At 73.0% G+C, this 16,431-nt stretch carries 14 protein-coding genes; 8 read left to right on the forward strand and 6 right to left on the reverse strand.

Going from position 1 to position 16,431, the window contains the following annotated elements:
• Window positions 1-29: 29 nt before the first annotated feature.
• Window positions 30-1,145, reverse strand: coding sequence for a ketoacyl-ACP synthase III family protein (locus AMYTH_RS43910; RefSeq protein ID WP_063630378.1), 1,116 nt, complete (start codon window positions 1,143-1,145; stop codon window positions 30-32).
• A gap of 260 nt (window positions 1,146-1,405) precedes the next feature.
• Between AMYTH_RS43910 and AMYTH_RS43915 the strand changes: the two genes are divergently transcribed.
• The 5 genes from AMYTH_RS43915 to AMYTH_RS0104480 are packed head-to-tail and all read left to right on the forward strand — an operon-like array spanning window position 1,406 to window position 6,547.
• On the forward strand, window positions 1,406-2,392 hold the full coding sequence (locus AMYTH_RS43915) for an acyltransferase domain-containing protein (protein ID WP_063630379.1): 987 nt from the start codon (window positions 1,406-1,408) through the stop codon (window positions 2,390-2,392).
• Window positions 2,389-3,657: a beta-ketoacyl-[acyl-carrier-protein] synthase family protein gene (locus AMYTH_RS0104465; protein ID WP_027929273.1), complete on the forward strand. Its 1,269-nt coding sequence runs from the start codon at window positions 2,389-2,391 to the stop codon at window positions 3,655-3,657. Before AMYTH_RS43915 ends, AMYTH_RS0104465 begins: the two co-directional genes overlap by 4 nt.
• A complete protein-coding gene (locus tag AMYTH_RS0104470) occupies window positions 3,654-4,895 on the forward strand; it encodes a ketosynthase chain-length factor (protein WP_027929274.1) in 1,242 nt (413 codons plus the stop codon). Before AMYTH_RS0104465 ends, AMYTH_RS0104470 begins: the two co-directional genes overlap by 4 nt.
• A 4-nt stretch (window positions 4,896-4,899) precedes the next feature.
• Complete coding sequence (locus tag AMYTH_RS0104475) at window positions 4,900-5,151, forward strand: acyl carrier protein (RefSeq protein WP_027929275.1); 252 nt, start codon at window positions 4,900-4,902, stop codon at window positions 5,149-5,151.
• A gap of 10 nt (window positions 5,152-5,161) precedes the next feature.
• The gene (locus AMYTH_RS0104480; RefSeq protein WP_027929276.1) at window positions 5,162-6,547 is read left to right on the forward strand and encodes an acyl-CoA carboxylase subunit beta; all 1,386 of its coding nucleotides are present in this window, start codon (window positions 5,162-5,164) and stop codon (window positions 6,545-6,547) included.
• Window positions 6,548-6,588: 41 nt separating this feature from the next.
• Here AMYTH_RS0104480 and AMYTH_RS43920 read toward each other — a convergent pair whose 3' ends face one another.
• Window positions 6,589-7,479: an AfsR/SARP family transcriptional regulator gene (locus AMYTH_RS43920; RefSeq protein WP_063630380.1), complete on the reverse strand. Its 891-nt coding sequence runs from the start codon at window positions 7,477-7,479 to the stop codon at window positions 6,589-6,591.
• 454 nt (window positions 7,480-7,933) lie between these two features.
• Between AMYTH_RS43920 and AMYTH_RS0104490 the strand changes: the two genes are divergently transcribed.
• On the forward strand, window positions 7,934-9,535 hold the full coding sequence (locus AMYTH_RS0104490) for an FAD-binding oxidoreductase (protein WP_027929277.1): 1,602 nt from the start codon (window positions 7,934-7,936) through the stop codon (window positions 9,533-9,535).
• A gap of 34 nt (window positions 9,536-9,569) precedes the next feature.
• A complete protein-coding gene (locus AMYTH_RS43925; protein WP_228684563.1) occupies window positions 9,570-9,926 on the forward strand; it encodes a TspO/MBR family protein in 357 nt (118 codons plus the stop codon).
• Between the two features lie 28 nt (window positions 9,927-9,954).
• Here the strand turns inward: AMYTH_RS43925 and AMYTH_RS0104500 are convergent, their stop codons facing one another.
• Genes AMYTH_RS0104500 through AMYTH_RS0104515 form a run of 4 tightly spaced genes read right to left on the reverse strand, consistent with a single transcriptional unit; the run spans window position 9,955 to window position 15,737 of the window.
• Window positions 9,955-11,658 carry an L-lactate permease gene (locus tag AMYTH_RS0104500; RefSeq protein ID WP_027929278.1) on the reverse strand — a complete coding sequence of 568 codons (1,704 nt, stop codon included), beginning with the start codon at window positions 11,656-11,658 and terminating at the stop codon, window positions 9,955-9,957.
• Between the two features lie 8 nt (window positions 11,659-11,666).
• Entirely contained in the window at window positions 11,667-12,992 is a 1,326-nt protein-coding gene (locus AMYTH_RS0104505; protein ID WP_027929279.1) for a (Fe-S)-binding protein, read from the reverse strand.
• Between the two features lies 1 nt (window position 12,993).
• Window positions 12,994-14,250, reverse strand: a complete 1,257-nt coding sequence (locus AMYTH_RS0104510) for an FAD-binding oxidoreductase (protein ID WP_063630381.1) — start codon at window positions 14,248-14,250, stop codon at window positions 12,994-12,996.
• Window positions 14,250-15,737, reverse strand: coding sequence for an FAD-linked oxidase C-terminal domain-containing protein (locus AMYTH_RS0104515; protein WP_228684565.1), 1,488 nt, complete (start codon window positions 15,735-15,737; stop codon window positions 14,250-14,252). Before AMYTH_RS0104515 ends, AMYTH_RS0104510 begins: the two co-directional genes overlap by 1 nt.
• Before the next feature lie 135 nt (window positions 15,738-15,872).
• Here AMYTH_RS0104515 and AMYTH_RS0104520 point away from each other — a divergent pair, with 135 nt between their 5' ends.
• A complete protein-coding gene (locus AMYTH_RS0104520) occupies window positions 15,873-16,421 on the forward strand; it encodes a Chromate resistance protein ChrB (RefSeq protein ID WP_027929282.1) in 549 nt (182 codons plus the stop codon).
• Window positions 16,422-16,431: the final 10 nt, after the last annotated feature.

Genomic DNA, 16,431 nt, shown 5'->3' on the forward strand with positions numbered 1-16,431 from the left:
GTGTTCTGTCCTTCGCTGAGCGCGGCCTGTCAAGAGCCGGCTGGGTGGTCCTGGCTGCCGAGCCTCGGTTCGGCCGGTCGAAAACCGCTGGAGTCTGGCTGGTGGCGGGGCGCCGGTTCCCACTCCGCGGGCACGGCGGTCAGCTCGGCGACGGCGCACGACCAGCTGAACCCGGCACCGACCCCGGCGAACAGCAGCCGCTGGCCTGGCCGGGCGCGCCCGGAGAGCACGAGCTGTTCCAGCCCGGCGAACTGGTCGCCCGCGCCGAGGTGCCCGATCGTGCGGCCCCACGGCCAGGTGGTGGCGTCCAGGTCGATGTCCCAGGCCTTGAGATACCCGGCGGTCAGGCGGCGCAGGCCGAAGTGCGGCAGCACGAACCAGTCGATGCCGGACAGGTCGGCCTCGGCGTCCTTCAGCGCGGTGGTCAGCGCGTCCCGCTGGCCCTCGACGACCTTGCGCACCGCCGCGCCGACCCCGGCGGAGGCCAGGTAGTCGCGTTTGAGGACCTCGAGATCCATCGGGGCGCGCACGCTGAAAGGCATGCGCCCGAACGGGTCGTCGCCGCGGTGCATCCGTTCCAGGGTCGGGTCGGACACCGTCGCGACGCTGCGCACCACCGCGAATCCGCCGTGGTTGGTCAGGACCGCGGCAGTGCCGCCGTCGCCGTAGACGGTGCCCGGATCGCTGCGCCACCGGTCGAACCCGGGCATCCCGAAGGTGTCGCCGGTGGTCACCAGCGCGGCCGCGGGGGAGTCCTGCCCGCGCAGCACGTGCGCCGCCAGTTCGAGACCGGCCATCCCGCCGTTGGACAGCTGCCGGATCTCCACCGCGGGGCACCGGCTCCCGCCGACGGCGTCCTGCACGTGCGAAGCCGGGGCCCACAGGTCGTGGCCCTGGTAGTGCACGTCGGCGTGCAGCACGATGCGCAGGTCCTCCGGTGGCACGCCGGATCGGCGCATCGCCCGCACCGCGGCCTCGGCGGCCAGCTCGGCGGCCGAAGCGGTTTCGGACACCGACACCGACACGATCCCGGTCTGCTCGGCGACGCGCCGGTCGCACTGCCCGGACGCGAGTGCGTCGGCGGTGCGCACGCGATCCGGCAGCGCGCTCGCCACCGCGGCGATGTGGAGTTCTTCGGTCCGCACGTGCCCTTTCCCGTCTCTCGTGGCGGCAGCCGCCGGCCGCGCTCGTTCGTGGCGAAAACGGCCGGCGGCTCGTGGCGGACCGGGTCGGCCGCCCTGTCCGGCGGTGGCGGATCGCGCGGTGCCGCCGGCCCGACCATGGTCGGGCTGCCCGCTGGAATCGGGGTGGAACGCGCGCTGATCCGTTTCCGGCCCGGACTCCAGCGATTCGCCAGCGGCGCCGGGCAGCATCCGGTCACCGGGAAGGAAAAACGGAGGTGGCCATGACGCGATCGGTCGTCCTGCTGGTACCGGGCCAGGGCGCGCAACATCCGGGGATGGCGGTGGATCTCTACCACACGCACGACGGTTTCCGCGCGGCCGTGGACGAGGTTTTCGCGCTGTGGGGCGGTGAAGGCGCGTGCATCAGGGCGGATTGGCTCGGCACGGACCCGGAGATCGAGCTGGACGACCTGCGCCGCTCGCAGCCGCTGCTCTTCGCGCTCGGCTACGCGCTGGCCACCGCCCTGCGTGGCGAGGGGATCGAGCCAGTGGCACTGGCCGGCCACAGCGTCGGCGAGGTCGTCGCCGCGGTGGTCGCCGGGGTGTTCCGGCTGCACGACGCCGCCGAGGTACTGGCCGAGCGGGTGGCACAGCTCGCGGACGGGCCACCGGGCGGGATGCTCGCCGTCGCCGCGTCGGTCGCCGAGGTCATCCCGTACCTGGACGCCGAGGTGCACGTGGGTGCGGTCAACGCGGCCCGGCAGATCATGCTTGCCGGCCCCTCCGCGCCGCTGGCGAACACCGCGCGTCGGCTGCGTGCGGCCGAGATCACCGTCCGCCCGGTGCGTACGCGCAATCCCTTCCACAGCCCCGTTCTCGAGCCCTACGCCGACCGCGCATTGCCCACGTTGCGGCGGCTTCCGCTCGCCCCGCCGAAGGTGCCGGTCTACTCCGGCTATACCGGGAAGCTCCTGACCGCGGCCGAGGCGACCGATCCCGCGTTCTGGGCCGCCCAGCCCGCGCGCCCGGTGTACTTCGCCGGCGCGCTCACCGCGGCGGCGGAATCCGGCAGGCACCTGTTCGTGGAGACCGGTCCCGGCCAGAGCCTGACGGCGCTGGCCCGACGGCACCCCGCGGTCACCGCGACCGGTTCCCGCGTCCTGGCTCTGCTTCCGCCGCGGGCCGGGGGCGACGCCGCGAAGTTCACCAGCACGGTCGCGGAGATCTTCGCGACCACCACCCCGACCAGTGAGGCACTCCTGCCATGACCAGACGAGCAGTCATCACCGGGATCGGAGCCGTCGCACCCGGCGGCATCGGCGTCCCGGCCTACTGGAAGCAGCTGACCGACGGTGTGTCCGCGACGGCACCGATCTCGTTGTTCGACGCCTCGCCCTACCGGTCGCGGATCGCGGCGGAGGTCGATTTCGACCCGGCCGCCGCGGGGCTCGGGCCGCAGGAGATCCGGCGTCTCGACCGCGCAGCCCAGTTCGCCGTCGTCGCCGCGCGGGAGGCCGTCGAGGACAGCGGGCTGGAGTTCGGCGCGCTGCCCGGCGAGCGGACCGGCGTCGCGCTGGGCACCGCGGTGGGCTGCACCACCGCGATGGAACGCGAGTACGTGGTGCTCTCCGACGGCGGCCGCGACTGGCTGGTCGACCCGGACTACGCCGTGCGCGAGCTCTACGACCACTTCGTGCCCAGCTCGATGGCCGTCGAGCTGGCCCGGCTGACCGGTGCGCGTGGGCCGGTGTCGGTGGTCTCCGACGGCTGCACCTCGGGCCTGGACGCGGTCGGGCACGCGCTCGACCTGATCCGCGAGGGCAGCGCCGACGTCGTGATCACGGGCGGCACCGACGCGCCGATCTCCCCGATCACCCTGGCCTGTTTCGACGCGATCAAGGCGACCTCGCCGCGCAACGACGACGCCGAGCACGCCTCCCGGCCGTTCGACCGCACCCGCAACGGGCTGGTGCTCGGGGAGGGCGCGGCGGTCCTGGTCGTGGAGGAGGCCGAGCACGCCCGTCGCCGCGGCGCGCGGATCTACGCGGAGGTGTCCGGTTTCGCCAGCCGCTGCAACGCTTACCACATGACCGGGCTGCGCACCGACGGTGTGGAGATGGCCGAAGCGATCCGGCTCGCGCTCGACGAGGCCCGGCTCGCTCCGGCCGACGTGCACTACGTCAACGCGCACGGCTCCAGCACCAAGCAGAACGACCGCCACGAGACGGCGGCGTTCAAGCGCAGCCTCGGCGAACACGCGTACCGCGTGCCGGTCAGCTCGATCAAGTCGATGATCGGGCACTCGCTGGGCGCCATCGGCGCCCTCGAACTCGCCGCCTGCGCGCTGGCGATCGAGCACGACGTCGTCCCGCCCACGGCGAACCTGCACGAGCCCGACCCCGACTGCGATCTGGACTACGTACCGCTGGTCGCCCGCGAACAGACCGTCGACTCCGTCCTGAGCGTCGGCAGCGGCTTCGGCGGGTTCCAGAGCGCCGTGGTGCTCACCGCGCCGGAAAGGACGGCGGCATGACCAGCGCGGTGGTCACCGGCATCGGCGTCGTCGCGCCGACCGGCATCGGCGCGGAGGAGTACTGGCGCGCCACGACCGCCGGAGAATCGGCGATCGGCCCGATCACGCGGTTCGACCCGGCGCCCTACCCGGTGCGCCTGGCGGGCGAGGTGCCCGGGTTCGTCCCGGCGGAGCACGTGCCGTCCCGGCTGCTCCCGCAGACCGACCACGGCACCCGGCTGTCCCTGGCCGCCGCGGCGGAAGCGCTGTCCGGCAGCGGCCTCACGGCCGACGAGGCGCCCGAGTTCGGCATCGGCATCGCCACCGCCTCGACGATGGGCGGGTTCGAGTTCGGGCAGCGCGAGCTGCAGCACCTGTGGCAGCTCGGCGGCCAGCACGTGAGCGCCTACCAGTCGTTCGCGTGGTTCTACGCCGTCAACACCGGTCAGATTTCGATCCGCCACGGCCTGCGTGGGCCCGGAGCCACGATCGTCGCCGACCAGGCGGGCGGCCTCGACGCACTCGGCGTGGCCCGGCGGCAGATCCGCAAGGGCACCCCAGCGGTCGTGACCGGGGGAGTGGACAGCGCCCTGTGCCCGCTCGGTCTGGCCGGGCAGCTCAGCACCGGCGACCTCAGCGGCGCGCACGACCCGGAGCGGGCGTACCTGCCGTTCACGCGGGAGGCCGGCGGTCACGTGCCCGCCGAGGGCGGTGCCATCCTCGTGGTGGAGGACGCCGGGTTCGCGCGCGACCGGGGCGCCCCGGTGCTCGGCGAGATCGCCGGGTACGCGGCCACCTTCGATCCGGACCCGCGCGACCCGGCCGCGGACGGGCTGTTGCGGGCGGCGCGGCAGGCCATCGCCGACGCCGGGCTCGAACCCGGCGACGTCGACGTCGTCTTCGCCGACGCTGCCGGCCGCCCGGGAGCCGACCGGCGCGAGGCCGCGGCGATCACCGCGCTGTTCGGTGCCGGCGGAATCCCGGTCACCGCACCGAAAACCGGCACCGGACGGCTCTACGCGGGAGCCGGCGGCCTGGACACCGCCACGGCCCTGCTGAGCCTGCGCGACCAGTCCATCCCGCCCACCGTGCACGTCGGTGCCACCGACCCGGCCCACGAGATCGACCTCGTCGTCGGCCGGGCCCGTCCCGCGGCGCTGACCACGGCGCTCGTGCTGGCCCGCGGGCGCGGCGGCTTCAACGCGGCACTCCTCGTGCGCGCACCCCGGCCCGGAAAACCCAACCACACCAAGGAGTAGCACCATGAGCACACTGACCATCGCCGCCCTGAAGGACATCCTGCGCTCCGCCGCGGGCGAGGACGACGGCGTCGACCTCGACGCCGAGATCCTCGACACCCCCTTCACCGAGCTGGGTTACGACTCACTCGCGCTGCTGGAGACCGCCGCCCGCATCGCCCGCGAGTACGGCGTGAGCCTCAGCGACGACGACGTCGACCAGATCGAAACGCCGCGTGAGCTGCTCGACCGCGTCAACGCGGCGGCGCGCGCGTGAGGCCGCGGCGATGACGGCCGTCGCGGGAACGGAACAGGACGCCCGCGCCCCGCTGGCGCGGATCGGGGCCCTCGCCGACCCGGGCACCGTCGTGCCCCGGGGCGACCGGGACGGCGGGGTGTGGGCCATCGCCCAGCTCCGCGGCGTGGTGTGCGCGGTCTTCGCGCTCGACCCGCGGGTCAGCGCCGGGGCGATGTCGGCGGGCAACTGCGACATCATCGTCGCCGCCTACGAGCACGCGCTGGAGGCCGGGCTGCCCGTGGTCGGGCTGTGGCACTCCGGTGGCGCCCGGCTGCAGGACGGCATCGGCAGCCTGCACGCGGTGTCGCGCGTGTTCGCGGCGATGACGCGGGCCTCGGGCCGGATCCCGCAGGTCTCCGTCGTGCTCGGCGCCGCCGCGGGCGGGGCCGCCTACGGGCCCGCGCTCACCGACGTGGTGATCATGGCGCCGGAGGCGCGCGTGTTCATCACCGGGCCCGGGATCATCCGGGAGGTCACCGGCGAGGAGATCGACGCGGACAGCCTCGGCGGGCCGGGGCAGCACGGGCGCACCAGCGGCGTCACCCACGTCGTCGCGCGATCCGAACCCGACGCGCTGGCGCGGGCGGCGGCGATCGTGGAACTGCTGGCCGCGCCAGGGCGGATCGACCCCGCCCGGGTACCCGACCGCCCCTTCGCCCATCTGCTGCCGGAACGGGCCAGGCGGGCCTACGACGTGCACCCGGTGGTCGAGGCCCTGCTCGACGGGCCGCCGGAGGAGCTGCACGCCGGCTGGGCGCGCAACATCGTCACCGCGCTGGGCAGGCTGGGCGGCGCGACCGTCGGCGTGGTGGCCAGCAACCCGATCCGCAAGGGCGGGTGCCTGGATTCGCAGTCGGCGGAGAAGGCGGCCCGGTTCGTGCGCATGTGCGACGCGTTCGGCATCCCGCTGGTCGTGCTCGTGGATGTGCCCGGCTATCTGCCCGGCGTCAAGGAGGAGTGGGGTGGCGTGGTGCGGCGCGGGGCGAAGCTGCTGCACGCGTTCGCCGAGGCGACCGTTCCGCGGGTGAGCGTGATCCTGCGCAAGGCCTACGGCGGCGCCTACATCGCCATGAACTGCCGTGGGCTCGGTGCGGACCACGTGATCGCGTGGCCGGGCGCGGAGGTGGCCGTCATGGGTGCGACCGCCGCGGTCCGGTTGCTGCGACGTCGTGAGCTGGCGGCGGCGCAGGACCGGGCGGCACTCGAGGAACGGCTGGTGGCTGAGCACGAGCGGGAGACCGGCGGGGTGCGCGCCGCGGTCGAGCTGGGTGTGGTCGACGAGGTCGTGGAACCGGACCGGACCCGCGGCGCGGTCGCGCGGGCGCTGCACGAGCGCGGCCCGGCGCGCGGCGTCCACGGCAACATCCCGTTGTGAGCGGTGTGCCGCCCCGGGGGGCCCGGGGCGGCACACCGTGGTCAGGCGGACGATCCTTCCAGGCACCGGGCGAAGCCCGGCGCCAGATCGGCCAGTTCGCCCCGTCGTTCGGCGAGCAGATCCAGCGACAGCACCGATTCGGGCCATTCCACCGACGCGTCGAGCCGGGCGTCGCACGTCAGCACGGCCTGGTGCAGCTGCTGCATGCGGGCCGATGGTTCCAGGCCCAGCTCCGTGTTGAGCACGGACCGCAGCCGCGCGATGACCTGCAGGGCCTGCGCCTGGCGGCCGCACCGGTAGAGCGCCAGCACCAGCTGCGCGTGGAAGTTCTCGTGGGTGGGATGCGCCGCGACGAGCGCGGTCAGCTCCGCGAGCACCTCGTGGTGCGTGCCGAGCCGCAGGTCCGCCTCGATGCGTTGCTCGAGCGCGCCCAGCCGCCGCTCCTCCAGGCCCGCGACCCAGGCCCGCAGCCGGGGCCCGAGCGCGACGTCGGCGAGTGGTTCACCGTGCCAGACCGACAGCGCCCGGCGGAAGAACAGGGCGGCGCAGCCGTCGTCGCGCCGGGCGAGCGCCGCGCGGCCCTGGGCGGCGAAGGAGTTGAACTCGTCGACGTCGAGCTGGCCGGGCGCCACCCGCAACAGGTAGCCGCGCGATCGCGTCCGCAGGACGTCCTTGGCGCACGGTGCTGACCCGACCGACGGCAGGGATGCGAGCAAACGGCGCAGCTGCAGGACGTAGGTCTGCAGCGTCGACGCCGCGCTGGAGGGCGGGTTGTCCTCCCACAGCTCGGCGATGCACGATTCGATCGACACCACCGTGTTCGCGTTGAGCAGCAGGAATGCCAGCAGCTGCCGCTGCTTGGGCGCCGTGGGTGTGAACGCCTCGCCGTGGTCGTTGACCGCCAGCGGGCCGAGTACCTCGTAACTCATCATTTCTCAGATCCCCCATTTCCGAGAACCGTACCGAGTGTCAGCCGCGATCTTTTTCTCCACATCGTTTCGTACAAGGAAACCTCTCTGCGCGTCGTGGATTCTTCCCGCGGTCCCGTCGACGATCTACCCCTGGATCGAACCGTCGTCGGGTGAGCCCGTGATCGAGTGGACACCGGATCGTCGAGTGGCGATCGCCTCCTCGGGTTGTTGCTGGAAAACCCTTGAGATTCTAGCGTTCGGGAGTAACCCACCGAATGGACCGGAGGATTCCGTTCACCCACTGGGCTGTGAATTAGATCACGGTGACAGGCTGCTGGTGATCAGCTAGCCGGCTCGAACCTGATTTCGAACATGATCGGTCGAAACAGTCCTGAAACGCCAGTGGAACTCCAGCCGCTCTCCAGGGGGTCGGCGCATTGTCTCGAGGATGTTCAGGGAGAAAAGGAGTCGATCGATGGGCACAGTGACGCGACGGGGTTTCGTGGCGGGATCAGCCGCGATCAGTCTGGGGGCCGTCGCCGGCGTGGGCGGCGCGGCCACCGCGGCCGACGCTGCAACCGGTTTCGGCCCGGTCACCATCCGGCCGTCCGACCCGCGGTACGCCAGCCTGACCGGCGGATACAACTACCGGTTCCTCGGCAGCCCCGACTACTACCGGCTGGCCGGTTCGGCGACTCAGATCGAGCAGGCCGTCGGGGAGGCTCTGCGCGCGGGCCGGCGTCTCGCGGTGCGCTCGGGCGGGCACTGCCTCGAGGGATTCGTCAACAACCCCGGCGTCGACGCGGTGATCGACCTCGCCGAGTACAACGGCGTGTACTTCGACGCCACCCGCAACGCCTTCGCCGTCGAGGCGGGGGCGACGCTCGGGCAGGTGTACGACACGCTCTACCGCGGGTGGGGCGTGACCGTGCCGGGCGGGGTGTGCCCGCAGGTCGGCGTGGGTGGGCACATCAGCGGTGGCGGTTACGGCGCCCTGTCCCGGTTGTTCGGCCTCGTGGTGGACCACCTCGCGGCGGTCGAAGTGGTGGTCGTCGGCTCCGACGGCACGCCGCGCACCGTCCTGGCCACCGCCGATCCCGCCGACCCGCGGCACGAGCTGTGGTGGGCCCACACCGGCGGTGGCGGCGGGAACTTCGGCATCGTCACCCGGTACTGGCTGCGCTCGCCCGGCGCGAGCGGCACCGATCCGGCCGCACTGCTGCCCAAGCCGCCGGCCACGATCCTGTTCAGCCAGCTCAGCTGGCCGTGGAGCGCGCTGACCGAGACGGCCTTCACCCGGCTCGTCGGCAACTTCAACCGCTGGCACGAAGCCAACAGTGCGCCCGGCTCACCCTACGCGTCGTTGTTCGCGACCCTGTGGCTCAACCACGTCAAGACCGGCAACCCCGCGCTGACCGTCCAGCTCGACGGCACCCGCTCCGACGCGCAGAAGCTGCTGGCCGACTTCGTCGCGGCGATCACCGACGGCGTCGGGGTCACACCTGTCTCCAGCACCGGTGCGCTGCCGTGGCTGCTCGCCAAGAACCGGCTGGGGTTCGCGGACTTCGGCGCCGGGGTGGGCAAGCGGGTCAAGAACAAGTCGTCGTATCTGCGCCGGGGTTTCGACACCCGTCAGCTCGCGGCGATCCACTCCCACCTGACCAGGACCGACTACGCCGGCACCTCGGCGTCGATCCTGCTGGCCAGCTACGGCGGCGCGATCAACGCCGTGGCCCCCACGGCGAGCGCGATCCCGCAGCGGGACTCGATCATCAAGGCGCAGTACTCGGTGTCCTGGAGCGATCCGGCGGAGGACTCCGTCCACATCGGATGGGTGCGCGAGCTCTACGAGGATCTCTTCGCGGCCACCGGCGGGGCCCCGGTGAGCGGCGACGTGAGCGACGGTGCGTACATCAACTACCCCGACGTCGACCTCGCCGATCCGGACCGCAACACCTCCGGTGTGCCCTGGTACACGCTCTACTACAAGGACAACTACGCGCGGCTGCAGGCGGTGAAGCGAACCTGGGACCCGCTGGACGTGTTCAACCACGACCTCTCGGTGCGGCCGTCCTGATCATCGCGCGTGATGCCACCGGATCGGGATCGCGGTGACCGGCTGGGCGCCACCGGCGGGGGCGTTCGGACCGGTCTGGACCACGCTGTACGCCGCGATCGGGGTCGCCGGGTGGCGGCTGTGGACCCGTCGCGCGGGCGCGACGGTGCTGGGCCTGCACGCCGGCCAGCTCGCGCTGAACGCCTCGTGGCCGCCGGCGTTTTTCACGCTGCGGAAGAAGAAACTCTCCGTGGCGGTCGTCGCGGCGCTCGACGCCGCGGTCGCGGCGGAGATCGCGGCCGCGGCACGCCGGGACCACGCTGCGGCGGGTTTGCTCGCCCCGTACCTGGCGTGGAGCCTCTACGCGACGGCACTCACCGCCGCGCTGGGCGATCCCGGCGGCGCGTCCTGACTCGCGTCCGTCGTCTCGCGGTCGTCGCTCAGGGCACCATCCACCCGAGCACCGCCGTGGACTGGAGGTACACCAGCAGGCACATGACCGCGACGAACACCAGGCTCCAGACCAGCACCCGTCGGAACAGGTCGCCCTCGCGGCCGGTCATCCCGACCGCCGCGGCCGCGATCGCGAGGTTCTGCGGGCTGATCATCTTGCCGAGCACGCCACCGGAGGAGTTCGCCGCGGCCAGCAGCGTCGCCGACAGGCCGGCCTTGTTGGCCGCGACCACCTGCAGCGCCCCGAACAGCGAGTTCGACGAGGTGTCCGAGCCGGTCACGGCGACGCCCAGCCAGCCGAGGATCGGCGAGATCAGCGCGAAGACCCCGCCGGCACCGGCCATCCAGGTGCCCAGCGTGGCGGTCTGGCCGCTGGCGTTCATGACGTAGGCCAGGGCGAGCACGGCCATCACGGTGACGATCGCCGTCGCCAGCTGGCGGTAGGTGGCCAGGTAGGCGCGCAGGGCGCGGGCAGGCCGGATGCCGATCACCGGGATGGTGAGCAACCCCGCGATGATCAGCAGGGTGCCCGCGGCGTCCAGCCAGTCGAACTTGAACTGCGACAGCGTCGAGGGCTTCCCGCTGCTGGACTGGATGTGCAGGCCCGGCCAGTTGAACGTCTTCGTCACGCTCGTCAGGGCGTCCTTGATCGCCGGGATCTGCGCGAGCGCGAACACCGCGATGATGATCAGGTACGGCGCGTAGGCGCGGAAGACTTCGGCCCCGCTGTCCCGCTCACCGCCGTTCCCCGCTCCACGGGTCGGCGGCCGCGCTGGGCGCTCCATGGTGGTGGTGGATCCGCCGGCCCGCTCGGTGCCTGCCGCGCCGGCCGCACCGGCGGTGGTCGTGCGCACCCCGGCCCCCTCCACATAGGACTCGGCGGGGTGCCACACCCGCAGGAACAGCACCATCGCGCCGGCGGAGAGCAGGGCGGCGACGATGTCGGTGAGCGGCGCGCCGACGTAGTTCGAGGTGGCGAACTGGGCGAGCGCGAACACCACGCCGCACACGAGCGCGGCCGGCCAGGTCTGCCGCAGGCCACGCCTGCCGTCGATGATGAACACCAGCGCGAGCGGCACGAACACGCCGAGCACCGGGGTCTGGCGCCCGACCATCGAGGACAGGTCGTGCAGCGGCAGGCCGGTCACGGTCGCCAGCGTGGTGATCGGCACGGCCAGCGCCCCGAAGGCCACCGGCGCGGTGTTGGCGACCAGGGCGACGGCGGCGGCCTTGATCGGCCGGAATCCCAGCGCGATCAGCATGACGCTGGTGATCGCCACCGGCGTGCCGAACCCGGCCAGCGCCTCCAGCAGAGCACCGAAGGAGAACGCGATGATCACGCCCTGGAGCCGCTGGTCGTCGCTGACGCGCGCGAACGAGCGGCGCAGCACGTCGAAGTGCCCGGTCGCCACCGTCATGTTGTAGATCCAGATCGCGTTGATCACGATCCACAGGATCGGGAAGAACCCGAACGCCGCACCCTCGGACGCGGCGAGGAACGCGGGCCCCGCGGGCATCGGGTAGACCACGATCGCGACCACCAGGGCGACCGCCAGCGAGATCAGCGCGGCCAGCCACGCGGTCATGCGCAGGATTCCGAGCAGCACGAACAGGGTGAGCAGCGGGATCGCCGCGACGAGCGACGACCACGCGAGCGACCCGGCGACCGGGTCGAGAACCTGGCGGTACATCGATCACCTCACGGATGTGGAGCGTGCCGGCGCGAACGCGCCCACCCGACCCCGTCGGCCGGGAGTCCCCGGATCGAGGCGTCCAGCACCTCGATCGTGTGGGCGAGCCGCACGGGCTCGCCGAAAGCGTCGAGCGCGGCAGCCACCTGCATCAGGCACCCAGGGTTGGCGGTGACCAGCAGCGGCGCACCGGTGGCCAGCACGTTGCGCGCCTTGCGCTCGCCGAGGTCGCCCCCGGCTCCCGGGTTGAGGATGTTGTAGATCCCCGCGGAACCGCAGCAGATCTCGGGTTCGGGGATCTCGCGCAGCGTCAGGCCGGGGATGTCGCGCAGCAGGCGGCGCGGCTGCGACCGGATGCCCTGGGCGTGGGCGAGGTGGCAGGCGTCGTGGTAGGCGATGGTGACCGGGAGGGGGTGCCGCCGCGCCACCGTCCCCTGCTCGGCGAGCAGTTCGGACACGTCCCGCACGCGGGAGCTGAACTCGTGCGCTCGCTGCGCGTAGGCGGGGTCGTCGGCGAGGAGGTCGCCGTACTCCTTCATGGCCGATCCGCACCCGGCGGCGTTGACCGCGATCCAGTCGGCGCCGGACCCGTCGAAGACGTCGATCAGCTTGCGCGCGAAGGACTGCGCCTCGTCCTCGCGGCCGTTGTGGACGCTGAGCGCACCGCAGCAGCCCTGGACGGCGGGCGCGACGACGTCGAAACCCTCGGCGGCGAGCACGCGCGCGGTGGCCGCGTTCACGCCGGGGAAGAACTCGCGCTGCACGCACCCGAGCAACATGCCCACGGTGCCGCGGCGCGTGCCGCGCGCGCGGATCCGTTCCGGGACGCGCTGGAACCGTCCCAGTGGAGGCGCGAGCGATTCCAGCGCGGCCAGGCGGGGCAACGCGCGGCCCAGCACGCGGCGGACCGGGCCGCCGAGGCCGCTGGCCTGGTAGGCGCGCAACGGTCCGCGCAGGGCATGCAGCCGCCGCGGGTAGGGGAAGACGCTGAAGATCGCGCGGCGCAGCAGGCGGTCGCGGCGCGAGCGCGGGTGACGGCGCTCGACCTGGGCGCGGGTCGCTTCGATCAGCTTGTCGTACTGGACGCCGGAGGGGCAGGCGGTCACGCACGCCATGCAGCCGAGGCAGGCGTCGAAGTGCTGCACCATCTCCGGTGTCATCGGCTCACCCTCGACGCCCAGGCCCATCAGGTAGATCCGGCCGCGCGGCGAGTCCATCTCCTCGCCCCACAGCTGGTAGGTCGGGCAGGTGGGCAGGCAGAACCCGCAGTGCACGCAGTCGTCCAGGAGATCGGCCGAAGGTGGGTGGTGGTCGTCGAACGCGGGCCCGGTCATCTCAGATCCCTCCTGCGAACCGTCCGGGGGCCATCAGCCGAGCCGGGTCGAACTGGTCCTTGACGCGCCGCATCAGGGTGAGCCCGCGGACCGGTCCCCACACGTCCAGCGCGGTCTTGACCCGCGGTGGCGCGTCCAGCACGACGACGTCCCCGCTCCACGACGGCGACAGCTCGCGCAACCGCGCGACGAACGCGGGAACCGCGCCGGGGACCGCGGGGATCCCGGCGTGCAGGACGCCGACCCCGGCCGAGCCGCGCACCGCCGCGCGCAGGCCGCACCGCCGCGCGGTGTCGTCGACGGCGTCGAGCAGCCGGGGCAGCCCGGCGATCTCGTGGGTGAGGCGCAGGGCCACCTCGCCGGCCGCCCACGGTGCGTGGCACCACCACGCCGGGGGCTCGCCGGCGGCCGTCGCGTCACCACCGAGCAGGTCGAGCAGGGTGCGCACGCGGCCGTCGACGCCCTCGGGGATGCCTTCGACGAGGACCGCCAGCGCGGCGGGGTCGCCGGCGGGGCGGTCGAGTTCCAGCGCGCTCGCGACGACCTGGGAGTGCACCACGCGCTGGACCTTGTCGTGCGCGTCGGCCGCGGACGCTACGCCGACGACGACCCACCGCGCCGCCCGCGGCAGCGGGTGCAGCCGGAACACGGCCTCGGTGACCAGCCCGAGCGTTCCCCACGAGCCGGTGAGCAGCTTGCCGAGGTCGTACCCGGCCACGTTCTTGACGACCTTCCCGCCGGCCTTGGCGACCGTCCCGTCGGCGCGCACGAGGGTGATGCCGATGAGCAGGTCGCGGACCGCGCCGTGGGACAGCCGCAGCGGGCCGGTGGCGGCGGTCGCGATCACCCCGCCCGCGGTGCCCGGCCCGGCGCCCGGTGGCAGCACCGGCGAGATGCCCAGCCGCTGCCCGGCCGGCGCGAGGTGTTCCTGCACCGCGTCGAGCCGCGCCCCGGCCTGGACGTGCACGACGAGGTCGCCCGCGCGGTGCTCGACGATCCGGTCCATCCGCCGGGTGTCGAGGACGAGGTCGGCGCGTTCGGGCGGGCGGCCCCAGGTCAGCTTCGTGCCGGTGCCGCGCGGCACGACCGCGAGCCCGTGCTGCGCGGCGATCCGCATCACGGCTGCGGCCTCGTCCGTGGTGGACGGTGCGGCGACCAGGCGGGCGGGCACCCCGTCGACGTGGTCGGCCTCCCCGGCGGGCCACGCGGCGGCGGTCGCCGACAGTTCGCCGAGCACCAGGTCCCCGGCCGCGCGCATCAGAACACCTCGGCGATTCCCGCGTCCTGCAACGGGTGCGCACCCTTGTGCCGTCCCGGCACCTCGCCGCACAGCCGGGGGGTGGGGAAGACCTTGCCGGGGTTGGCCAGCCCGTCCGGGTCGAACGCGCACCGCAGCAGCTGCATCGTGTCGAGGTCGGCCTCGGTGAACATGCGGGGCATGAACTTCGCCTTGTCCGAGCCGACGCCGTGCTCGCCGGTGATCGAGCCGCCGTGCTCGATGCACAGGTCCAGGATCGCGCCGGAGACCTCCTCGGCGCGCTCGGCCTCGCCGGGCACCGAGTCGTCGAACAGCACCAGCGGGTGCAGGTTCCCGTCGCCGGCGTGGAAGACGTTGGCGACCCGGATCCCGGTGTCCCGCGACAGCTCCGCGATGCGGTGCAGGACCTCGGCCAGCACGGTCCGCGGGATGACGCCGTCCTGGACGATGTAGTCCGGGCTGATCCGCCCGACGGCCGCGAACGCCGACTTGCGGCCCCGCCAGAAGCTCGCGCGCTCCGCGTCGTCGGCGGCGATGCGGATCTCGAACGCACCGTGCGCCCGGCAGTGGCGCTCGACCTCGGCGAACTGCGCGTCCACCTCCGCCGCGGGCCCGTCCAGCTCCACGATCAGGACCGCGCCCGCCCCGGCCGGGTACCCGCAGCGCACCGCGGCCTCGGCGGCCTCGATCGCGAGCGCGTCCATCATCTCCATCGCGGCGGGCACCACGCCGGCGCCGATGACGGCGGAGGTCGCGGCGCCGGCGTCGTCGGTGCCCGGGAAGCCGGCCAGCAGCGTCCGCACGGCCTCGGGGAGCCGGACCAGCCGCACGGTCACCTCGGTGACCACCCCGAGCGTTCCTTCCGAGCCGACGATCGCGCCGAGCAGGTCGTACCCCGTCGCGTCGGGCGCCTTGCCGCCGAGCCGCACGACCTCCCCGTCCGGGGCGACGAACTCCGCGCCGGTCACGTGGTTGGTGGTGAACCCGTACTTCAGGCAGTGCGCGCCGCCGGAGTTCTCGGCGAGGTTGCCGCCGATGGAACAGATCTGCTGGCTGGAGGGATCGGGTGCGTAGTAGTAGCCGTCGGCCCCGGCCGCCCTGGTGATGTCGAGGTTGATCACCCCGGGTTCGACGACGGCGCGCTGGTTCGCCGGATCGATCTCGACGATGCGGCGCAACCGGGAGGTGACGATCAGGACGCCGTCGGCGTGCGGGAGGGCGCCGCCGGACAGCCCGGTGCCGGAACCGCGCGCGACGAACGGGACGCCGGCTTCGGCGCAGGCCCGCACGGTCGTCACGACCCCGGTCGCGTCGGCGGGCAGGACCACGAGGGCGGGGGTGACCTTGTAGTGGGCGAGCCCGTCGCATTCGTAGGTGCGCAGCCGCTGGTGGTCGTCGATCACCGCGTCCGGGCCCAGAGCCGTGCGCAACTGCCTGGCCAGCCCGGTGATCGCGGACCGGCGGGCCGGTGCCTGGTCGATTGTCATGCGCGCCCTCCGTGCTGGCTTGCAACGGGTGTGGACGGGCCGATCGACTCGCGGGGACGTCGATGTCCTGGTGAAACCGTAGGATCCGGCTCCGGCGCCGTCAAACCGTGTGTAACAGGTGCTACATTGCTGTCTGTGACAGATGTGAAGCCGGTTCGCTGGCTGGTGCTGGTGGTGCGGGTCCCCGCCTCGCCGTCGCGGCACCGGGTGGCCGTGTGGCGGGAGTTGCGGCGGGTGGGCGCGTTGTCGCTGGGCCAGGGCACGTGGGCGGTCCCCGATGTGCCGGGGTTCGCCGACGGCGTGTCGCGCGTGCGCGAACTGGCCGGGCGCGGCGGCGGCGAGGTGGTCGTGCTCGACGCTGCGGGCCGCGCCGAGGAGGACGGCGCGCGCCTGGAGGCGCTGTTCACGGCCGACCGCGAGGAGGAGTGGGCGGAGTTCCTGGCCGACTGCGGCAAGTTCGAGGCCGAGATCGACAAGGAGATCGCCCACCGCAAGTTCACGATGGCCGAGCTCGAGGAAGAGGAGCAGAGCCTGGAGCGGCTGCGCCGGTGGCACCGGGACCTCAAGGCGCGCGATGTGTTCGGGGCCCCTCGTGCCGCGGAAGCCGCCGAGCGGCTGGAGCGGTGCACGGCGCGGCTGGCGGACTACACGGAGCAGGTCTTCGAGGCGTTGCACCAGATGTGAGGAGGTGGCG

Source organism: Amycolatopsis thermoflava N1165, assembly GCF_000473265.1.
Taxonomy (GTDB): Bacteria; Actinomycetota; Actinomycetes; order Mycobacteriales; family Pseudonocardiaceae; genus Amycolatopsis_E; species Amycolatopsis_E thermoflava.